Raw genomic sequence first — 18367 nt, forward strand, 5'->3', positions numbered from 1 at the left:
TAAAAAAATTACATTTTTAGAAACGTTTCAGACCAAACTAACTTTTCAAATTACACACAAAAAGTTAAATATGTAACATTTTCAAATTGAATTACCTTTTTGATTTTACCTAAATACGCTATCTTTGCCAAAAATTTAAACTTATGAGTTCTTTACAAATTATAATTGAACAAGCTTGGGAAAACAGAGCTTTATTACAAGAAACTGCAACTACTGATGCTATTAGAGAAGTTATCGAATTATTAGATTCCGGAAAACTTCGTGTTGCTGAACCAAAAGGTGACGGATGGCAGGTTAACGAATGGGTAAAAAAAGCAGTGGTAATGTATTTCCCTATTCAAAAAATGGAAACCTGGGAAGCTGGAATCTTCGAATATAATGACAAAATGTTATTAAAAAGAGATTATGCCGAAAAAGGAGTTCGTGTAGTTCCGGGAGCATCTGCCCGTTATGGTTCTTACATTTCAAGCGGTGTAATTATGATGCCAAGTTATGTAAACATTGGTGCTTATGTTGATGCCGGAACAATGGTTGATACGTGGGCAACAGTTGGTAGCTGTGCTCAAATTGGAAAAGACGTTCACTTAAGTGGTGGTGTTGGTATTGGTGGCGTTTTAGAGCCATTACAAGCTGCTCCTGTTATCATTGAAGATGGTGTTTTTGTAGGTTCTCGTTGTATTGTAGTAGAAGGTGTTCACGTAGGCAAAGAAGCTGTTTTAGGTGCAAATGTATGTTTGACTGCTTCTACTAAAATTATTGACGTTACCGGTGATGAGCCTGTAGAAATGAAAGGTTTTGTACCTGCACGTTCTGTAGTAATCCCTGGAAGTTATACTAAAAAATTCGCAGCGGGTGAGTTTCAGGTTCCATGTGCTTTAATTATTGGTACTCGTAAACCATCTACTGATTTAAAAACTTCATTAAATAATGCTTTACGTGAATATGACGTAGCGGTATAATTTAAATTTCAATATTTTAAAATTCCAAATTCCAAACTATACAGGAATTTGGAATTTTTTATTTTAAAACTAATCTTAAATTGATTTTTTTTGCTTCAATTTGTACTCTCTTAAAAGACTCAATTTCTACATGAAGATACTTGTAATTCAACAAAAAATGATTGGCGATGTGTTAGCTAGTTCGGCTATTTGTAATACGTTAAAAAATGAATACCCAACAGCACAAATAGATTATTTAATTTATCCGTTTACCAGTCCGGTTGTTGAAAACAATCCAAATATTGACAATCTTATACTTTTTACAGAGGAAGCTAAAAAAAGTAAAATTGAACTTTTGAAATTTTGTCTTAAAGTTAGAAAAACAAAATATGATATTATTGTAGATGCCTACGGAAAGCTTGAAAGCAATATGATTGTTGCCTTATCCGGAGCTAAAACAAAAATCGGTTTTTACAAATCGTACACTAATCTTATTTACACAAATACCGTTAAAGAACTCTCTGTACCTAAAACAACTGCAGGATTAGCTCTTGAAAACAGAATGCTTTTGTTAGAGTCATTTGACCTGAAAAAAGCATCAAAAGTTAAACCAGAAATCTTCCTGAAAGAATCTGAAATTGAAAACGGAAAACAAATTCTGATTCAGAACCAAATTGATTTTTCTAAAAAAATATACATGATTGGGGTTTTGGGAAGCGGAACAACGAAAACCTATCCAAGTAACTATATGGCTGAACTTTTGGATAAAATTGTTTTGGAAACGAATGCTACATTATTATTCAATTACATTCCTTCTCAATTAAAAGAAGCACAGGTAATTTTTGATTTGTGCCAGCCTGAGACACAAAAAAACATCAAAATAGATATTGTTCCCAAATCTATCAGAGAGTTTTTATCGATTACCTATCATTGTGATGCCTTAATTGGTAATGAAGGCGGAGCTGTAAATATGGCAAAAGCATTAAACAAACCTACATTTACTATTTTTTCGACCTGGATTAAAAAAGAAGCCTGGAATAGTTTTGATGACGGAATAAAAAATGTTTCAGTACATTTAAAAGACTTAAAACCTGAATTATACGGCGAAAAATCTGCTAAAGAAATGAAAAGTCAGGCTATGGTTTTATATCAGGCTTTTACACCTGATTTAATTATTCCGAGTTTAGAAGAATATCTGAAAACTAATTAGAATCGATACCAATTGTAGTTTTTACAACTTTATTCTTCTTTGTATTTTCTCTGATTGCGAAGTTTTTCTTCCATGTTGCCTCATTTACATAACCTCTTGCGTGGTCTAAATGTACCACTATGGCACTATAGCGAATTTGTTTGGATTTCAGGCCTTTATTAAAAAGCCTTTCACCCAATTCCCTATCCTGCCCTCCGTATTGCATTTCCTGATTGAAGCCGTTGATAAAAACCAAATCTTCTTTCCATCCGGAAGCGTTATGTCCGTTCCAGGTAGCTTTTGTAGGCGTTACAGCATTTAAAAATTTAGCTAAAAATCCTGAAGCTGATAATTTAGAATTTTTAAATGATTTTTTTAAACCGTGTTGAATAAGCCATTTTACATCAAAACAATTCTGAGATAAAATATCGTTTTTGGTAATTGCTTTCGAAATATCCATCGGAAGCATAAAATAACCACCCGAAAGAAAATACCCTTTTTCCCTGTATGCTAAATGCGTAGCTACAAAATCTTTCCTCGGAATACAGTCTCCATCTGTAAAAATAAGATAATCCGAATTGGACGCCATTATCGCCTTATTCAGAATTTGGGATTTCTGGAAACCGTTATCTTTCTGCCAAACGTGTATCAATGGCATGGAAATCTGGCTTCTTAGAGCATCTAATAATTCTTTTGTTTTTGGCTTCGAACCGTCATCAGCAATAATAATTTCGAAATTGGTTTCGGTTTGCACACTCAATCCCCAAATGACTTTTTCGAGCCATTCTTCGGCATTATAGGTACTCATTATTACAGATGCTTTCATATTTTTAGTAGTATCAGTCCTTATTTTTTCCAAAACTTTAATGCTTTTTTTATTCTTTTTTTGCGATGAAATTTATCTCTGAAAGCTTCTGCTCCGGTAATCATTATTTTTAAAACGTCATTATAAGAAGCTCCGTAAAGTTTGGCATATTCATCACTCATCACTTCAACAATCTTTCTGTTTGGAGTTAGTTTGGAGAAGTTCAGTATTCTCTGGTTTAGACTCATTTCTTTATGAAATTTCATTCTGTTTAAATCAACCAGAAAAAAAGAATAAGAACCCGCAGGATTTTTTTTAATCAAAGTATTTCCAGGAGTATGATCTAAAAACTCAATTCCGTTTTGATGCAGATTAAATGTAAATTTGGTAAACTGCCTCAAAATTATTTCATGCTCGGGATAATCAAAATCGTTGGTTAATTCTCTGAAAGTTAAATCCGGATAAATTTGTTCACAAACATAATAACTGTCTAAAAGCACTCCTTTAAAATTTTCAAAATAAGCAATTGGCGCCGGAGTACCTATTTCTTTTTCTACAAGAATATTGGCAAACTCATAAGAACGACGTGCTTTTGAAGGTCTGAAAAAAGCGTAAACTATTTTATTTACAAGGTTTGGAACCCTAAAAAATTTTACATTTAGTATTATTTCTCCTAAATCAAAAGTTTTAATTTTATTTCTCTTTCCATCTACAAACAGCGATCCTTTTGTTTCATAATTCTCTATAGCGTCTCTTATTTCGGCCTTTTTGCTTAGAAAATCAGGATGATAAACTTCATGCATTTAATTAAGTTTTACGTTTTTTACAAAAGTAACGATTTGAATTTTACTCTTCAAATAATTAATTTAATTTTACACAAAAGTTATTTAGTATTTAATAAAATTTCACAGATGTTCGAACACTATCTCATTACCCGATTTAATCTTAAAAATCCTAATTGGGATGTAACCAAAAACAACGAAGAACTTCTGACTGATGCCTGGATGGAAGACAGAATGTGGCTTTTTGAAAACTTTTGCCTGCCATCTGTTAAAGCACAAACCAATAAAAACTTTACATGGCTTTTATATTTAGACACTACAACTTCTGAAAAATATAAAACCAAAATGTTCGATTTAACTTCGGGGATAGAAAATATTAAAGTATTTTTTATCAACGGGATGAATGAATTTTATCCTGAAATTAAAAAAGCTATAACAAACGACAAACCCTATCTTATCACCACCCGAATTGATAATGATGACGTAATAAGTTCCTTGTTTATTGATGAAGTCCAAAAGAAATTTGCATCACAGGATTTTCTGGCTGTAGATGTTATAAAAGGATACTCTTTGCAAATAAAACCTACTTATATTTTAGGCAAAAAAGAGCATATTTTCAATCCGTTTATCAGTTTGATTGAAAAAAATGAAAACCCAAAAACGGTTTGGTTTAACGACCACACGCAATGGAAAAAAGAGAGCCGTATTATTCAGGTTACCGATAAAAGGCTTTGGATGTCTATTATTCATGAAAAAAACAAGGTAAACGAATTTGATGGCTATGACAATGTAAAATGGAAAGATGTAAATAGCGAATTCATAGTTTCTAAAGAATTGGATGATTTAATATCCCGGAAGATTATTCCTTACAAAGACTGGTATTTTTTGAGTTTAAAAAACATGTTGTACGTAAAAATGGTTTTATTCAGTAAAACATTAAAGAAATCAATTGGACTCTATAAAGTAAAGTAAAAGATTTAATACTTGCTCCATAACCTATTTTCAACAAAAAGCCATTGCATTTAGCAATGGCTTTTTGTTGAAAATTAATTTCATAAAATTATTACTTTAAAACAATTTGGCAATTATATTATTTAATCCTACTACTACCAAAGTTGGTAAAAATAGCTTAAAATGAATTTCTAAATCTCTTTCTGGTCAGACATATAAAACTGTGTAATTCTATAATTAAGCTTATCAAAAAAATGAGGCCTAAAATAAAATTCCAACCGTATATCTTTATTTTTCCATAAAAACTTAAACCATTGACCAAAATTTTTACACATCAAATATTGTTTTGAGATTTGAAGGTTAGATTTTAGATTAACATTCATTTTTATATCTTCAAATTTTCTGGTAGGCAAATAATCTAATTTTCTCCATCGTTTAGGATTTATATAATAAAAATTTTCAAATTGATTATAATTTGTTTCATTTACCGTTACCCATTTTTTAAGAAAATCTTCATTTACTTCATTATTATGTCCCCAATTTTGGAGTTTACATACCAATTCTTCTTCAGTTCGGGCAATTGATTCATGCAAAACTAAATTGTCAAAATAAATCGTCCTTTCATTAGTTCGTCTGGCGCATTTATAATTGGGGTAATTAGTAGCAAAAACAGACTTCATTGGTTTGTCAACAATAAGAGTTCCTTCTTTTGTATATTTATAAATAATCAACCAAAAACAAGCAAACTGAACTTTCTTTTTTTCGGGTTCATCAAGGTAATGATCGTACTTTCTCAAATTTGAAACAAAACTCTCAAAATCAATAAAATATTCGTCACTATCTATCTGAATTAACCAATTTCCAATGCCCATTTTCAAAGAAAGTAAATAACGTTCTCTGGTGTCGTTTTCTATCGCTGTTAATTCGGGAATATAAAAATTATCTCTATAAAATTCAATTTTATTATCGACATCAAATTCTTTCAACCATTCATAGAAAGAATTATCGACATAAAATTCATTTCCAGACCAAGTTAGCTTATTGCTATCTTCAGCAATAAAAATCTTGTCAGCTGCTTGATATACGGGCGGTATTGATAGTTTCAACTTTTCATAATCATACGAAAGTAAAAAACCTACATGAATTTTTTTCATCATTTAACTTTTAAATAAATAAAATTCAAATACTAATTGAATTTTATTTCTCTTCAAACATTTGAAAAGCCTTTTTATTATAAGAGTGTCATTATTTAAAAAGGTTGCTTTGCGTTTTCCATAATAGACCATTTTTTATAAAACAAGCTTATAGTTTCAGCAAAAACAAGAAACAATTCCTATAAAAACAACCTGAAAAATAAATTAAAAAAATATTGAAAATTTAAAACCATTAAAAATAAGATATCTAATAACAATAATTAAGTTTTAAACATTTGTTCTTATTTCAGTCCTTATAATCAATAAAAAACAAAAAACAAGTAGAATAAAAAACCAATATTTCCTACTTTTGTAGAATATATAAATTTTATGAAAATCTGCTTAATTAGTTTTGATTACTGGGGATATGATGAAAAAATCACTCAAGAATTAATAAAAATGGGACATCAGGCTTTTCATATAAAGCTGAGTGATTATAAGTATCACTATAAAAATACTGGAGAGCGAATTATTAATTCTTTAAACAAAATAATTTTTCAAAAAAATATCAAAAAAATAAAAACAGAAGAATTCATTTTATCAGAATTAAAAAACAAGGGAAAACAAGATAAAATTATTGTCATAAACCCCGAAAGGATTAGTAAAAATTGCCATGTAAGAATAAAGGAATATTCTAAAAATTACATTGCATACCTTTACGACAGTATAGACAGATATGACAATAAAAAATTAATTATTGGAAACAGTTTTGATAAAGTATTTACTTTTGATAAAAAAGACACCAATGACTACAATCTTCTTTTTTTACCAAATTACATTCATTTGAAAAAAAAGGAATTGAAAACCAAACCTCAATATAAAGTTTTATCCGTTACTTCTATTGACGATAGGTACCCCATAATTAATAGTATAACTGACTATTTTGACAGTAATAAAATATCGCATGAGACTATTTTTTTTGGAAAAAGAAAGCCTTACAAACTAAAAAAATCAATTGTATTCACAAAAGAAAAACTTTCCCAGAGTCAAATACAAGAAAAAATTGAAAACTCGGAGATAATATTAGATGTATTAAGAGAAAATCAAAATGGACTTAGTTTTAGAATTTTTGATGCACTGGCACTTGAGAAAAAAATCATAACTACTAACAATTCTATTACTGAATATGATTTTTATAATCCATATAACATACTAGTAATAGATGTGAACAAAATAGAAATTCCTAAGGATTTTTTAAATACCGAATATAAAAAAATACCTGATACTATTTACGAAAAATACACGTTAAATAGCTGGATTACAAACATATTAGCAGAATGAGTAAAAAAACATTATTATATATAGCCCCAGATCACTATAGCTTTTATAAAGTTATACTTGACGGATTCATTAAATTTAGTGGTTACAATGTTCAATTTATCTATTCAAATAAATCGGAAGATTTTAAATACAAAAATTTTGGACAAAGAATTTATAACTTTTTTTTAAAAAATTTCACAAACAGAAACATAAAAAGAGACTACAAATCAAAATATTTTGAATCAAAATTAAATGAATATAAAAACTATGATTTATTATATATTAACAGACCTGATATTTTTACCGAAGAAGAATTAAAAAAAATCACTTCTAAATGTAATAATTCGATTGTATATTATTGGGATAGCTTTGAAAAGATTAAAGGTCAATATGAAACCATGAAATATTTCGATAAAACTTACAGTTTCGACAAATTTGATTGCGAAAAATATGGTTTAATCAAAGGTCATAACTTTTTTTACAACACTGATAATTCAAAAATACCTGAATATGATATTTTTTTCATTGGAACATATGATAAAAGATATGACGATCTGGTAAAAATTTTAGATTTAATTGGTAAACAAAATCTAAAAGTTCATTCTACATTATTTACTTATGATGAAAGTATATCAAAAAAATTACACCATAGAAATATATCTTTCATCCATGAAATAGTACCATTTAATGAAGCATATATTTACAATCAAAACACTAAAATAATTTTAGATATTCAACATGATACACAAGTTGGATTATCCTTTAGACCTTATGAAGCAATAGGTTTAAAAAAGAAACTAATAACAACAAACCCATATATTAAAGAATATGATTTTTATAATCCAAATAATATCTTTATTTGGGAAAAACATATAACTGAAATACCAAAATCTTTTTTAGAAACACCATATCAAGATATCGACACAGAGTTATATAACAAATATAAATTAGAAAGTTGGGTTAAAACATTCCTAAATTAAATTTATGGAGAAAAAAATATATTTTATTTGTACAGATAATAAAGAACCTATTGGAGGAGTAAAACAACTATACCGCCAAGTAGATATTTTGAATAAAAATGGTTTTACTGCTTTTATTATACATCGAAAAAAAGGTTTTAGACATAAGTGGTTCAAAAATGAAACCAAAATAATCTACAATAGATCTATCTATAATACCATTGACAAGATTCTCAAAAAAAAACAAAAGCCCTTTAAACTATTCAAAAACTATTTAAGAACTAAAAATGATGATCCTATTGATGATAATGGGATACTTGTAATACCGGAAATATATGGGCCATATATAAGTGCCCTAAACAAAAACATCGAAAAAGTTATTTTTAATCAAAATTGTTATTACACTTTTAATAAATGTGATATTATAGAGTCTAAAAAAGAAGTTATTTATCTTGATGAAAAATTTTTAGCATCAATTGTTGTTTCTGAAGATTCAAAAAAATATTTAGAATATACTTTTCCTAAATCTACAACTCATAGAGTCCATCTTGGGATAAACACCAATAAATTTAATTATAATAACACTTTAAAAAAGAAACAAATAGCTTTCATGCCAAGGAAATTGGAAGATGATATTATACAAATAATAAATATACTCAGAATAAGAGATAATTTGAAAAATTGGAATTTTGTTCCAATTGATAATAAAACAGAAGACGAAGTTGCAACAATCTTGAATGAAAGTTCAATTTTTTTAAGTTTAAATCATAAAGAAGGTTTCGGATTACCTCCAGCTGAAGCTATGGCTTCTGGATGCATTGTAATAGGATATGCTGGTCAAGGAGGTAAAGAATATTTTAATCCTAACTTTTCTTTTAAAATTGATGAAGGTAACATTATTGATTTTGTAGATAAAATAGAAGAAATCAGTTTAAAATTAGAAAAGAATGATCCTGAAATTTTAAAAATTACTCAATCTGCTTCCGATTATATTTCAAATAATTATAACTTAAAAAAAGAAGAAGAAAGCATTGTTTTAACTTGGAAAAAAATCTTAAAATCCAATTAACAGATGTATATTTCAGTAGCTTTGTGTACCTATAATGGTGAAAAATTTATCAAAAAACAATTAGACAGCATTCTAAATCAAACTTTAAAAGTAAATGAAATAGTTATTTGTGATGACAAATCTTCTGATTCTACCTTAGCCATTTTAGAAAAATATAAAGCTGACTATCCAAACATTTTTAAAATATTCATCAACGAATCTAATTTAAAAAGCAACAAAAATTTTGAAAAAGCACTAAGCTTAACCAGTGGTGATTATATATTTTTTTCTGATCAAGATGATTTGTGGCGATTAGATAAAGTTGATAAAATAATTCGTGTTTTTGAGAAAAACAAAAATATTGAAGGTGTATTTAGTAACGCTAATTTGATCGATGAAAATGATTTAATTCTTTCAAAACCAATTACATTGTGGGATACCGTAGGTTTTTTTGAACAAAAGCTAACAACTCCTGTCAATTATTTAAAATACCTAATGATTGAAGGTAATTTTGTCACTGGGGCTACAATATGTATTTCAAAAAACGTTAAAGATTTTTGTTTACCATTTGATACAAATGAAAAAAACTTCTTTCATGACTATTGGATTGCATTATTATTAGCCGAAAGAAATTCTCTTACATGTATTAATGAAAATTTAATATCCTATAGAATTCATATTAATCAACAAATAGGTGTTGGTAATATTTCCGAAAGAATTGAAAAACATAACAATAAATCAAAAAACTATAACTTAATACTAGGTTATTTTAATCCAAAAACTTTCAAGGAATTTAAATTTATTACAAATTTCATATATGAAAAATACATTTATCATAAAAATAATCCTGATCAATTCTATAGTTTAGATATCAATAAAAGAAAAGAAGAAAATCTTTTTAAACTATATAATGAAGCTAAAAAAAATATGATTAGTAATAAACCTATTATCTATTTTATAAAAAACACTAAAAATAAAATAAAAAATTGGATACGAATTCACAAAAATTGACTCTCTATTTCACTTCCAATGACTGTAAACTCACTAAATTGGCATAATTCCCATTCATATTCAATAGTTCTTCATGAGTTCCCTGTTCTACAATTCTTCCTTTGCTCATAACTACAATCAAATCGGCATTTTGAATCGTTGATAAACGATGTGCAATAACAATAGAAGTCCTGTTCTCCATCATATTTTCTAATCCTACTTGAACTAATTTTTCAGATTCAGTATCTAATGCTGATGTAGCTTCATCCAAAATCATAATTGGAGGATTTTTCATTACAGCTCTGGCAATAGCCACTCGCTGTCGTTGTCCACCGGACAGCATTCCGCCTCCATCACCTACCGGGCTATTATATTGTTCCGGAAATTCTGAAATAAAATTATGGGCATTTGCAACTGTTGCAGCACTTATAATGGCATCCATATCCGGATTATCTATACTTAAAGAAATATTGTTTGCTATCGAATCATTAAACAAAATAGAATCCTGAGCAACGATTCCCATTTGTTTTCTTAGCGAATTTGAAGTAACATCCTTGATATTAACACCGTCAAAAGTGATACTTCCTTCAGTAACATCATAAAGTCTGGTCACCAGGTTTGCCAAAGTAGATTTTCCACTACCCGATTCTCCTACCAACGCTACTCTTTTTCCTTTTGGAACTGTTAAATTAAAGTCTCTCAAAACATATTCGGTATCATACTTAAACGAAACATTAGTAAACTTAATTTCATTTTTAAATTCAGTAATGGTTATAGCATTAAGATTGTCTTTTAGCGGATTGGTTGCGTCTAAAATAAAAGCAACTCTTTCGTAAGCCGCATTTCCTCCCATCAAGGCCTGATTTGCTTTTGTAATTGCTTTTGCAGGTGTTAATATTTGATATGCTAATCCCATGTATGCAATAAAAGCACTACCGCTCATAGAACCATCAATTAAAACCAAAGATCCTCCATATACCAACAAAATAGAGATTACAAAAATTCCTAAAAATTCACTCATAGGGCCTGCCAGACTCATTCGAACTCCTATTTTATTATTCAGATTATTAATAAACTCTGTAGAATTTAAATAGCGACGGGTGAAAAAATTCTCTGAAGTAAAGTTTTTAATTACTTTTATTCCTCCTAAAGTTTCTTCAATATCTGATAATAAATGTCCTTCAAGAGAAAAAATATCTCCTGACTGGCTTTTAATGGATTTACTCATTCTGGAAATTAAAATTCCTGAGAGAGGGAGAAAAAGAAATACGAAAATGGTCAGTTTCCAACTTATAAAAACCATTGATATCAAAGTAAATACAATCGTTAATGGCTCACTTACCATCATTAAAATGCTTAAAAAAGCACTTTTTATGGTATTTATATCAGAGGTCATTCTTGAAATTAAATCCCCTTTTCTCTCATTGGAAAAAAAAGAAACCGGCAGGCTAATTACTTTTTGATATACATCATTTCTCAAATCTTTCAAAATTCCATTATTCAAATAGGTCATGTAAACAATTGAAATGAAGTTGAAAAGATTTTTCAGTAAAAAAGTACTCAAAACAAAAACAACCATCCATATCAATGTACTTAATGCCCCTTTTGTTTCTGTATTATGGGTAATAAAATAATTTAAAGAATCTTCCAAATAACGTTTATCGATACTTTTAAATCCTTCATATACTGGTTTAACATGCACTTTTTCACCATCAGAAAATAACACCTTCATTAAAGGAAAAAGAGAAAGCATTGAAATGGCTGAAAACAATGCATACAAAACATTAAAAATGATACTGATTACTAAATTTTTCTTGTGAGGTATTAGATACTTTAAAAAGCGTTTAAAATTTTTCATTGAATGACTTTAGAATAAAGACTATTTTAATTAATAATTGTTATTTTTTTTGCAAAGTTAAAACTAAAATAGTTTTAAAACTAACAAACTAAAAATGAGTAAACTTAGAAAATATAAGGATTTTGAATTCTAAATTCTCCTGCACAATAATCAAACCAAATCTAATAATTACTTAATTAAAGCCCAAATACAATAACCGCTAAAAAATAAATTTGAAGGTTTTATTTTTAAATTACAAGAATTACATTTACAACTTCAAATTTTTATTCACATTATTAATTTAAAATGCCTACTCATACTTTACTCTGGACCAGCGGATGGGATTCTACTTTTAGACTTTTGCAAATAATTTTAGTTGAAAAAGAAGCTGTTCAGCCAATCTATATAATTGATAAAACCAGAAGATCTTTAAACAAAGAACTTGATAGCATCAAAAGAATTCAGGAAAAAATCAAAGAATTACATCCCGAAGCTTATTTGCGAATACTTCCTGTCTGGTATGTTGATGATGAACTTACCATCGATAAAGAAATAGGAAAAAGTTCTCAGCACATAAAATCACTAACAAAAATGGGCACTCAACATGACTGGATTGCTCAGTTTTGCAGTAATCATAATTTAAAAAATATCGAAATGTGTTTAGACAAAAATGCAAGTATTAGTTCATTTACACATTTTTTAGTAACGAATTATATAGAAACTGATTATCGTAACACTAAAGACAAAGAACTGTACAACTGCATAGATGTTATTTTTAAATATTTCAGTTTTCCAATCATCAATTTATCAAAACAGGAAATGAACATCATAGCTAAATCGAATAATTGGGAAGAAATAATGATTTTAACCTGGTTTTGCCATAAACCTAAAAGAAATAAACCTTGCGGAAAATGCGTTCCATGTATTGCTGTTATACAAAAGCAAATGGGCTTTAGGATTCCGGTTGTTAACAGAATGAAAGGATATTTTAAAATTTATTTTTCAAGAAAAAAATCAAATAGGAAGCTGAATTAAATTTCCCATTTCGAGGTTTAAATAATCTACAGGAAACCTATTATGACCTCCTGTTGGGAAAAAAGTAAGTTCTCCAAATAGAATTTTATTATCAACAGAATACAAATCTACCCGAAGAAAAATAAACTGATCAGATAACGCACTGGCAACTTTTAGCATTTCGTCAAAATTTGCCGGCTTCTCTATTTCTGATTTCAGCCAATTTTTATCATTTTCATTAGAAATAATTTTTCTCCAGTTTAAATCGTAGAAACATTTTTTTTCTTTTCCGTTTTCAGTCTTTTTTACCAGAACATATTTTGGCTGACCATGAAAGCAATAAAATTTATAATCTATCAAACCATCCTCATTATTTGAAATAAACTTTTCAATTAAAAGTCTTGGTTTAACATTTTTATAAATTGTTTCTCTGTATTTATCATAATAATTGCTTTTTAAAAATGACCTTAATTTATTCTTTTCAGCAACATTATTAATTAAAGAAGCGTTTTTTACAATTAAATTATATCCTGAACCATGTGTTCCTCTTATAGCATATTGCTGGGGTAAGTTTTCAAAATCAATTTCTTCAACCGTATTATAAACTCCAATTATTTCATTTAAATATTCTTTCCCTACTTTTGCTTCAACAAAAGAACGTACATCAAATTTATCAACATATTGACCGTATTCTTCTTTATAATGATACAGCTTCAACCATTGAATCTTCTCCATAAACTCCTGGGGATTATCTAAATTCAGTACCCTTTTGTTTTTACAAAAATATTTTGCTTTGGTTACTTTCGCATCATTATTGGAATATTTACTTAATAAAATAGCTTTTGTTTGATTATACTTTCTAAGTATAAAATTGTTTAATTTAGATTCCAATTTTAATTATTATTTTTCTGTAAAACTCCTTTCAGTTCGTTAATCATTTTTTTTGAGACAACTTCTTTTGTACAATTTTCCATTAGAAATTTTCGTCCATTTTCAATGCAATTCTCTTGCAATTCTGTATCGTTTAACATCTTTTCAACTTTATCAGCAAATGACAACGCATTACCAACCTCAGCCAGCAAACCTGTTTGATTGTCTGTAACGACTTCCGGAACTCCTCCTGCGTTTCCGGCAACAACTGGTACTTTACAGGCATACGATTCGAGAATAACGCCACCTAAAGGTTCGCAATTTGAAGTAAATAACAGCAAATCAAACTCAGGTAAAATTTCAGGAATATCTTTTCTAAAACCTGCTATAATAATTTCGTTTTCTAAACCTAAATCCGAAATTTGTTTTCTTACCTGCATTTCTAAAGGGCCTTTACCAATTAAAATATATTTGGCCTTAACTCCTCTTTTTACCAATTCGGCAACAGTATTTACCCAGGTAACATGATCCTTAAAGTCTACAAAGGCAGCTATATTACCAATAATCTTATAATCTGACGGGATGTTGTATTGCTTGTGTAAAATACCTGTTTTTTGTGTTTTTGTAAATTTATGTATATCCGTTACACATCCTACGACACACAATTTACTGTGATCCCTGATAACTGGTTTTAAAATATCAACAACAGGGTAAGAAACACATATAATTTTTTTTATTCCATTATAATCATATTTCCATTTTCTAAAAAAGTTTGTATCAACTCTTTTTATCAATGTCCTGCATAAAACCAAAGGCTGGGTAAGTCCAAACAACAGCTTAGACAGTACCATAAGTGTATGAGAATGACTATTGTGTATAAATACCAAATCTGCATTTAGTTCCTTGGTAATTTTCGAAAACTTTTTAGCATATTTTAAATCATATTCTGACTTATTATTTAATGCAATAACATTCATTCCTTTTTGAGTTGCTACTTTAAAAGTTTCTGAGTCGTCCGGGCAAATAATCCATTGCTCTTCGACATATCCATACTCTTTAAATGCCTCATATAAATAAATGATTTTTTGTTCGTGCCCTCTCCAGCCCCTTGAAACAGTAACCTGTATTAACTTCATTTCTATTTTTAAACTAAAATCATTAACTTATACTTATCTCATAATTTTATTTTATGATACAAGTTTTTGTTTATTCAAAAATTATTGCATTTATGTGTACAAAAAAATCTTACTTTACCTACAGTAGTATTTTAACAGTCTTTAAGCAAGAAAATAAGCACTTTTGAATGCAAATATAGAATAATAGAACAATAAAACTAATAAGTACACAATTAATTAAACAAGTGTGAAAAAAAAATTAAAATCAAAACACAAACAACTACAAATCAAAACATTAACATTTTAAATTATAATTCACACAAGGGTATTTTTTACATTTTAAATCTTCAAATTATCTTTATAAAACAACTTCAATAAAAAACCATCTGGAATTTATTTTTTTTTATTCGTTTCTTTGCATGGCTAATTATTAGTGTTCAATTCTAAAAATAAAAAATGGAAAATCTTAATGAAGAAATACACAAAGCTTTCGAAATAATAAAAGAAGGCGGTATCATTCTTTATCCTACAGATACGGTTTGGGGAATTGGCTGTGATGCTACAAACCCGGAAGCAGTTGCTAAAATATACAAACTGAAACAACGTGCCGAAACACAAAGCATGATTGTATTGATGAATGGCGAAAAAATGATGTACAATGTTTTCAAAAACATTCCTGAAGTAGCCTGGCAAATTCTTGATTTATCCGAAAAACCAACAACTTTAATTTTAGATGAACCTCGAAATGTTGCAAAAAATATTATTGCTGCAGATAATTCGTTAGCAATACGACTGGTAAAAGAACCTTTTTGTTTTAAATTATTAGAAAGAATGAAAAAACCATTAGTTTCTACCTCTGCTAATATTTCAGGACAACCAACACCACTTGCTTTCAAAGATATTAATCCTGAAATTGTAAAAGGAGTTGATTATGTAGTAAACTTATATCACGATAAAATTGCCGGAAAACCCTCTACCATTATAAAACTGACAAACGACTCACAGGTAAAAGTAATACGCAAATAGTTTTTTTTTGTTTCAGGTTTCAAGTTTTCAGGTTAAACCCTTAAACAAAAACTTAGGACCTCACCAACTTAGTATCTTAGCAACTTTTAAATAGTTTTCAAACTGGTAATCAGCCAATCAACATCTTCTTTGGTATTGTAGTGACTAAATGAAATTCGGAGATTCGGTAATTTTAAATCGGTCTCCGAAAGCATTTCTTTTAAAACATGAGAAGGCTTAATACTTCCTGACTGACAAGCACTTCCCCTGGAAACGGCAATTCCTTTCATATCCAGACTAAATAAAAGCATCGAAGTTTTATCCTGTGAGAAAGGCAAAACAATATTGATTATATTATAAAAATCTTCTTTTTTACCGACTATTCTGAAATCTGGAAAGTGAATCTCAAGCTCATTTATCAGATATTTTTTTAAATCAGAAATATATTCTCTTTCCTTTTCTAAATTTTCATACGAAATGCTCAAAGCTTTTGCCATTCCTGCAATCTGATGAACTGCTTCGGTTCCGGCACGCAATCCTTTTTCCTGCTCGCCTCCAAAAAGTAAAGGCTGTAAACCTGAATTTTTTCGAACAAAAGCAAAACCAACTCCTTTTGGGCCATGAAATTTATGAGCACTGGCTACAATAAAATCAACAGCTGTTTTTTGTAAATCAATTTCAGTTTTCCCAACTGACTGTACGGTATCCGAATGAAAAAAAGCGTTATACTGCTTACAGATAATACCAACTCTGTCCGTATCTAAAATAGTTCCGGTTTCATTATTTACATGCATCAAACTTACAATTGTCTTTTTTTCGTTAGACAATAAATTAGACAAATGCGTTAAATCAACACTACCATCACGATTTATATTTACATAATCTATCTGAATATTATAATCAGACTGCAAAGCCAAAACTGTATATAAAACAGCATGATGTTCAATTTTAGAAGTGATAATTCGTTCAATTTTCAGATCCTCCACAGCCGAACGAAGAATCCAGTTATTGGCTTCAGTACCTCCCGAAGTAAAAATGATTTCCTGAGCTGAACAATTTAAATGTTTAGCAATATTTTTTCTGGAAAGTTCAATAATCGTTTTTGCATTTCTTCCAAAACTATGTGTCGATGACGGATTTCCAAAATCATCATTCATAATTTTAATCATTTCCTGAACAACTTCAGGTCGTATAGCAGTTGTAGACGCGTTATCGAGATATACTTTTTTCATTGTGGCAAAGTTATGAAATATCAATTGTCTAAATATCATTTGCAAAAATTTTCACTATTTTTGACACAAATAAAATTACGATGAAAAAATATGCCTGCCTGCTTTTATTCGCCCTTTTACTAAACGGATGCGACGATGGTGATTTAACCCCTGAAACAATTGATTTTGATGATCCAAGCATAAAAATAGAATACTGTACAAACACTTACGAACTGCTGTATAAACTAAAAAGCCAGGAGAGTTTATTATTACAAATGCCAAAAGACATACTTAAAAATCAGGCTACGGCTGATGACGCTCCTCAAACTTTTGCCATTAACACCTCCACCCATAGATTATTTTACAGAACGTATGACGGAACTGTTGCAAAAGCTAACATTTGTGATGCGATTAGACCTTCATCTCCAAATATAACTGATGAATGGTATGCCTTGGGCGGAACAATTGTCATTCATACTAAACCAAAATATGATGTAAACGTAACTGAAAACAGTACCCGAATAGTTGGATACACACATAGTATTTCTTTTAAAAATCTTAGTTATTCTAAACCAGCCGGAGTACAAGTCGGACCTAATTTTGTGTTTGGAGATATTGATACCGATTTTGATGATTTAGACTTAACTTTTGGTGATGAAAAAGTTGAAACATGTACTTCTGCTACAAATGGAAAAATAGTGTACAACTTTAACGACCTAACATCTTTAACAATAAACAATATTGACCCTGACCTGATTGCCAATGAAGTTACACCTCTGGGCACTCCAAGAACACGTTTAATCAGTGCAACACAAAATAAGGTGATATACAATGTTTATAACGGATTAATTCCTACGGATTATTTTTGCAAAACACCCGTACCCGCAACCCCAGCCATAACCCAAACCTGGACCGGATTAGATGGTGTAGCCGGAGAAAGCGGTATTATTGAAGTAACAACTACAAGCGTAGGCCCAAATGTTTTTAAACACATTATAGTATTAAAAAATGTAATTTTAGATAATGGAAATGTAAACTTTAAATTAGGAAGAAGTTTTCTTTTAGGAGAGTTACAGACAGAATCTAACTAACTTTAACACTGTTTAAAACCTTTTTTTTCTTACAAATTAAACGTCCTTTTTTAATCTTAGCTTCATAATAAGCATGATTAAAAAAGGACGTTTTTTTTAAACCCTGAAT

Annotated in this window: 17 protein-coding genes; 10 read left to right on the top strand and 7 right to left on the bottom strand. The window is 29.2% G+C overall.

Annotated elements, in window-relative coordinates; translation table 11 throughout:
• Positions 1–143: 143 nt before the first annotated feature.
• Positions 144–959 carry a 2,3,4,5-tetrahydropyridine-2,6-dicarboxylate N-succinyltransferase gene (locus FLV_RS09090; RefSeq protein WP_243233067.1) on the top strand — a complete coding sequence of 272 codons (816 nt, stop codon included), beginning with the start codon at positions 144–146 and terminating at the stop codon, positions 957–959.
• A gap of 130 nt (positions 960–1089) precedes the next feature.
• A complete protein-coding gene (locus FLV_RS09095; RefSeq protein ID WP_243233069.1) occupies positions 1090–2148 on the top strand; it encodes a glycosyltransferase family 9 protein in 1059 nt (352 codons plus the stop codon).
• On the opposite strand, the gene FLV_RS09100 is transcribed toward FLV_RS09095, so the two are convergent.
• Positions 2141–2953, bottom strand: coding sequence for a glycosyltransferase family 2 protein (locus tag FLV_RS09100; protein WP_243233071.1), 813 nt, complete (start codon positions 2951–2953; stop codon positions 2141–2143). The genes FLV_RS09095 and FLV_RS09100 overlap by 8 nt on opposite strands.
• A 20-nt stretch (positions 2954–2973) precedes the next feature.
• The gene (locus tag FLV_RS09105; RefSeq protein WP_243233081.1) at positions 2974–3735 is read right to left on the bottom strand and encodes a Kdo domain containing protein; all 762 of its coding nucleotides are present in this window, start codon (positions 3733–3735) and stop codon (positions 2974–2976) included.
• 108 nt (positions 3736–3843) lie between these two features.
• On the opposite strand from FLV_RS09105, the gene FLV_RS09110 reads away from it, so the two are divergent.
• Positions 3844–4686 (top strand): glycosyltransferase, encoded by an 843-nt coding sequence (locus FLV_RS09110; RefSeq protein ID WP_243233083.1) that lies wholly within the window; start codon positions 3844–3846, stop codon positions 4684–4686.
• 170 nt (positions 4687–4856) lie between these two features.
• Here the strand turns inward: FLV_RS09110 and FLV_RS09115 are convergent, their stop codons facing one another.
• Positions 4857–5819 (bottom strand): hypothetical protein, encoded by a 963-nt coding sequence (locus FLV_RS09115; protein WP_243233451.1) that lies wholly within the window; start codon positions 5817–5819, stop codon positions 4857–4859.
• A gap of 369 nt (positions 5820–6188) precedes the next feature.
• Between FLV_RS09115 and FLV_RS09120 the strand changes: the two genes are divergently transcribed.
• From FLV_RS09120 to FLV_RS09135, 4 genes are read left to right on the top strand one after another with little or no spacing between them, the layout of a single operon-like run.
• Positions 6189–7139, top strand: coding sequence for a hypothetical protein (locus FLV_RS09120; protein WP_243233085.1), 951 nt, complete (start codon positions 6189–6191; stop codon positions 7137–7139).
• Positions 7136–8098 (top strand): hypothetical protein, encoded by a 963-nt coding sequence (locus FLV_RS09125; RefSeq protein ID WP_243233087.1) that lies wholly within the window; start codon positions 7136–7138, stop codon positions 8096–8098. Before FLV_RS09120 ends, FLV_RS09125 begins: the two co-directional genes overlap by 4 nt.
• A 4-nt stretch (positions 8099–8102) precedes the next feature.
• Positions 8103–9146 (top strand): glycosyltransferase, encoded by a 1044-nt coding sequence (locus FLV_RS09130; protein WP_243233089.1) that lies wholly within the window; start codon positions 8103–8105, stop codon positions 9144–9146.
• Between the two features lie 3 nt (positions 9147–9149).
• Positions 9150–10136, top strand: coding sequence for a glycosyltransferase family 2 protein (locus FLV_RS09135; protein ID WP_243233092.1), 987 nt, complete (start codon positions 9150–9152; stop codon positions 10134–10136).
• Positions 10137–10140: 4 nt separating this feature from the next.
• On the opposite strand, the gene FLV_RS09140 is transcribed toward FLV_RS09135, so the two are convergent.
• Positions 10141–11973 (bottom strand): ABC transporter ATP-binding protein, encoded by a 1833-nt coding sequence (locus tag FLV_RS09140; protein ID WP_243233094.1) that lies wholly within the window; start codon positions 11971–11973, stop codon positions 10141–10143.
• A 285-nt stretch (positions 11974–12258) separates the two neighbouring features.
• Between FLV_RS09140 and FLV_RS09145 the strand changes: the two genes are divergently transcribed.
• On the top strand, positions 12259–12987 hold the full coding sequence (locus FLV_RS09145) for a hypothetical protein (RefSeq protein WP_243233096.1): 729 nt from the start codon (positions 12259–12261) through the stop codon (positions 12985–12987).
• On the opposite strand, the gene FLV_RS09150 is transcribed toward FLV_RS09145, so the two are convergent.
• Both FLV_RS09150 and FLV_RS09155 read right to left on the bottom strand, forming a co-directional pair.
• Complete coding sequence (locus tag FLV_RS09150; RefSeq protein WP_243233099.1) at positions 12967–13857, bottom strand: ATP-grasp fold amidoligase family protein; 891 nt, start codon at positions 13855–13857, stop codon at positions 12967–12969. The genes FLV_RS09145 and FLV_RS09150 overlap by 21 nt on opposite strands.
• 2 nt (positions 13858–13859) lie before the next feature.
• Positions 13860–14972, bottom strand: coding sequence for a glycosyltransferase family 4 protein (locus FLV_RS09155; RefSeq protein ID WP_243233101.1), 1113 nt, complete (start codon positions 14970–14972; stop codon positions 13860–13862).
• 435 nt (positions 14973–15407) lie between these two features.
• Between FLV_RS09155 and FLV_RS09160 the strand changes: the two genes are divergently transcribed.
• Positions 15408–15977: an L-threonylcarbamoyladenylate synthase gene (locus FLV_RS09160; RefSeq protein WP_243233103.1), complete on the top strand. Its 570-nt coding sequence runs from the start codon at positions 15408–15410 to the stop codon at positions 15975–15977.
• Between the two features lie 86 nt (positions 15978–16063).
• On the opposite strand, the gene FLV_RS09165 is transcribed toward FLV_RS09160, so the two are convergent.
• Positions 16064–17188 carry a cysteine desulfurase family protein gene (locus FLV_RS09165; RefSeq protein ID WP_243233105.1) on the bottom strand — a complete coding sequence of 375 codons (1125 nt, stop codon included), beginning with the start codon at positions 17186–17188 and terminating at the stop codon, positions 16064–16066.
• Between the two features lie 80 nt (positions 17189–17268).
• Between FLV_RS09165 and FLV_RS09170 the strand changes: the two genes are divergently transcribed.
• Entirely contained in the window at positions 17269–18258 is a 990-nt protein-coding gene (locus FLV_RS09170; protein WP_243233107.1) for a hypothetical protein, read from the top strand.
• Positions 18259–18367 lie beyond the last annotated feature (109 nt).

Origin of the sequence: Flavobacterium pectinovorum, assembly GCF_022802975.1 — a bacterium.
GTDB classification, from domain to species: Bacteria; Bacteroidota; Bacteroidia; order Flavobacteriales; family Flavobacteriaceae; genus Flavobacterium; species Flavobacterium pectinovorum_B.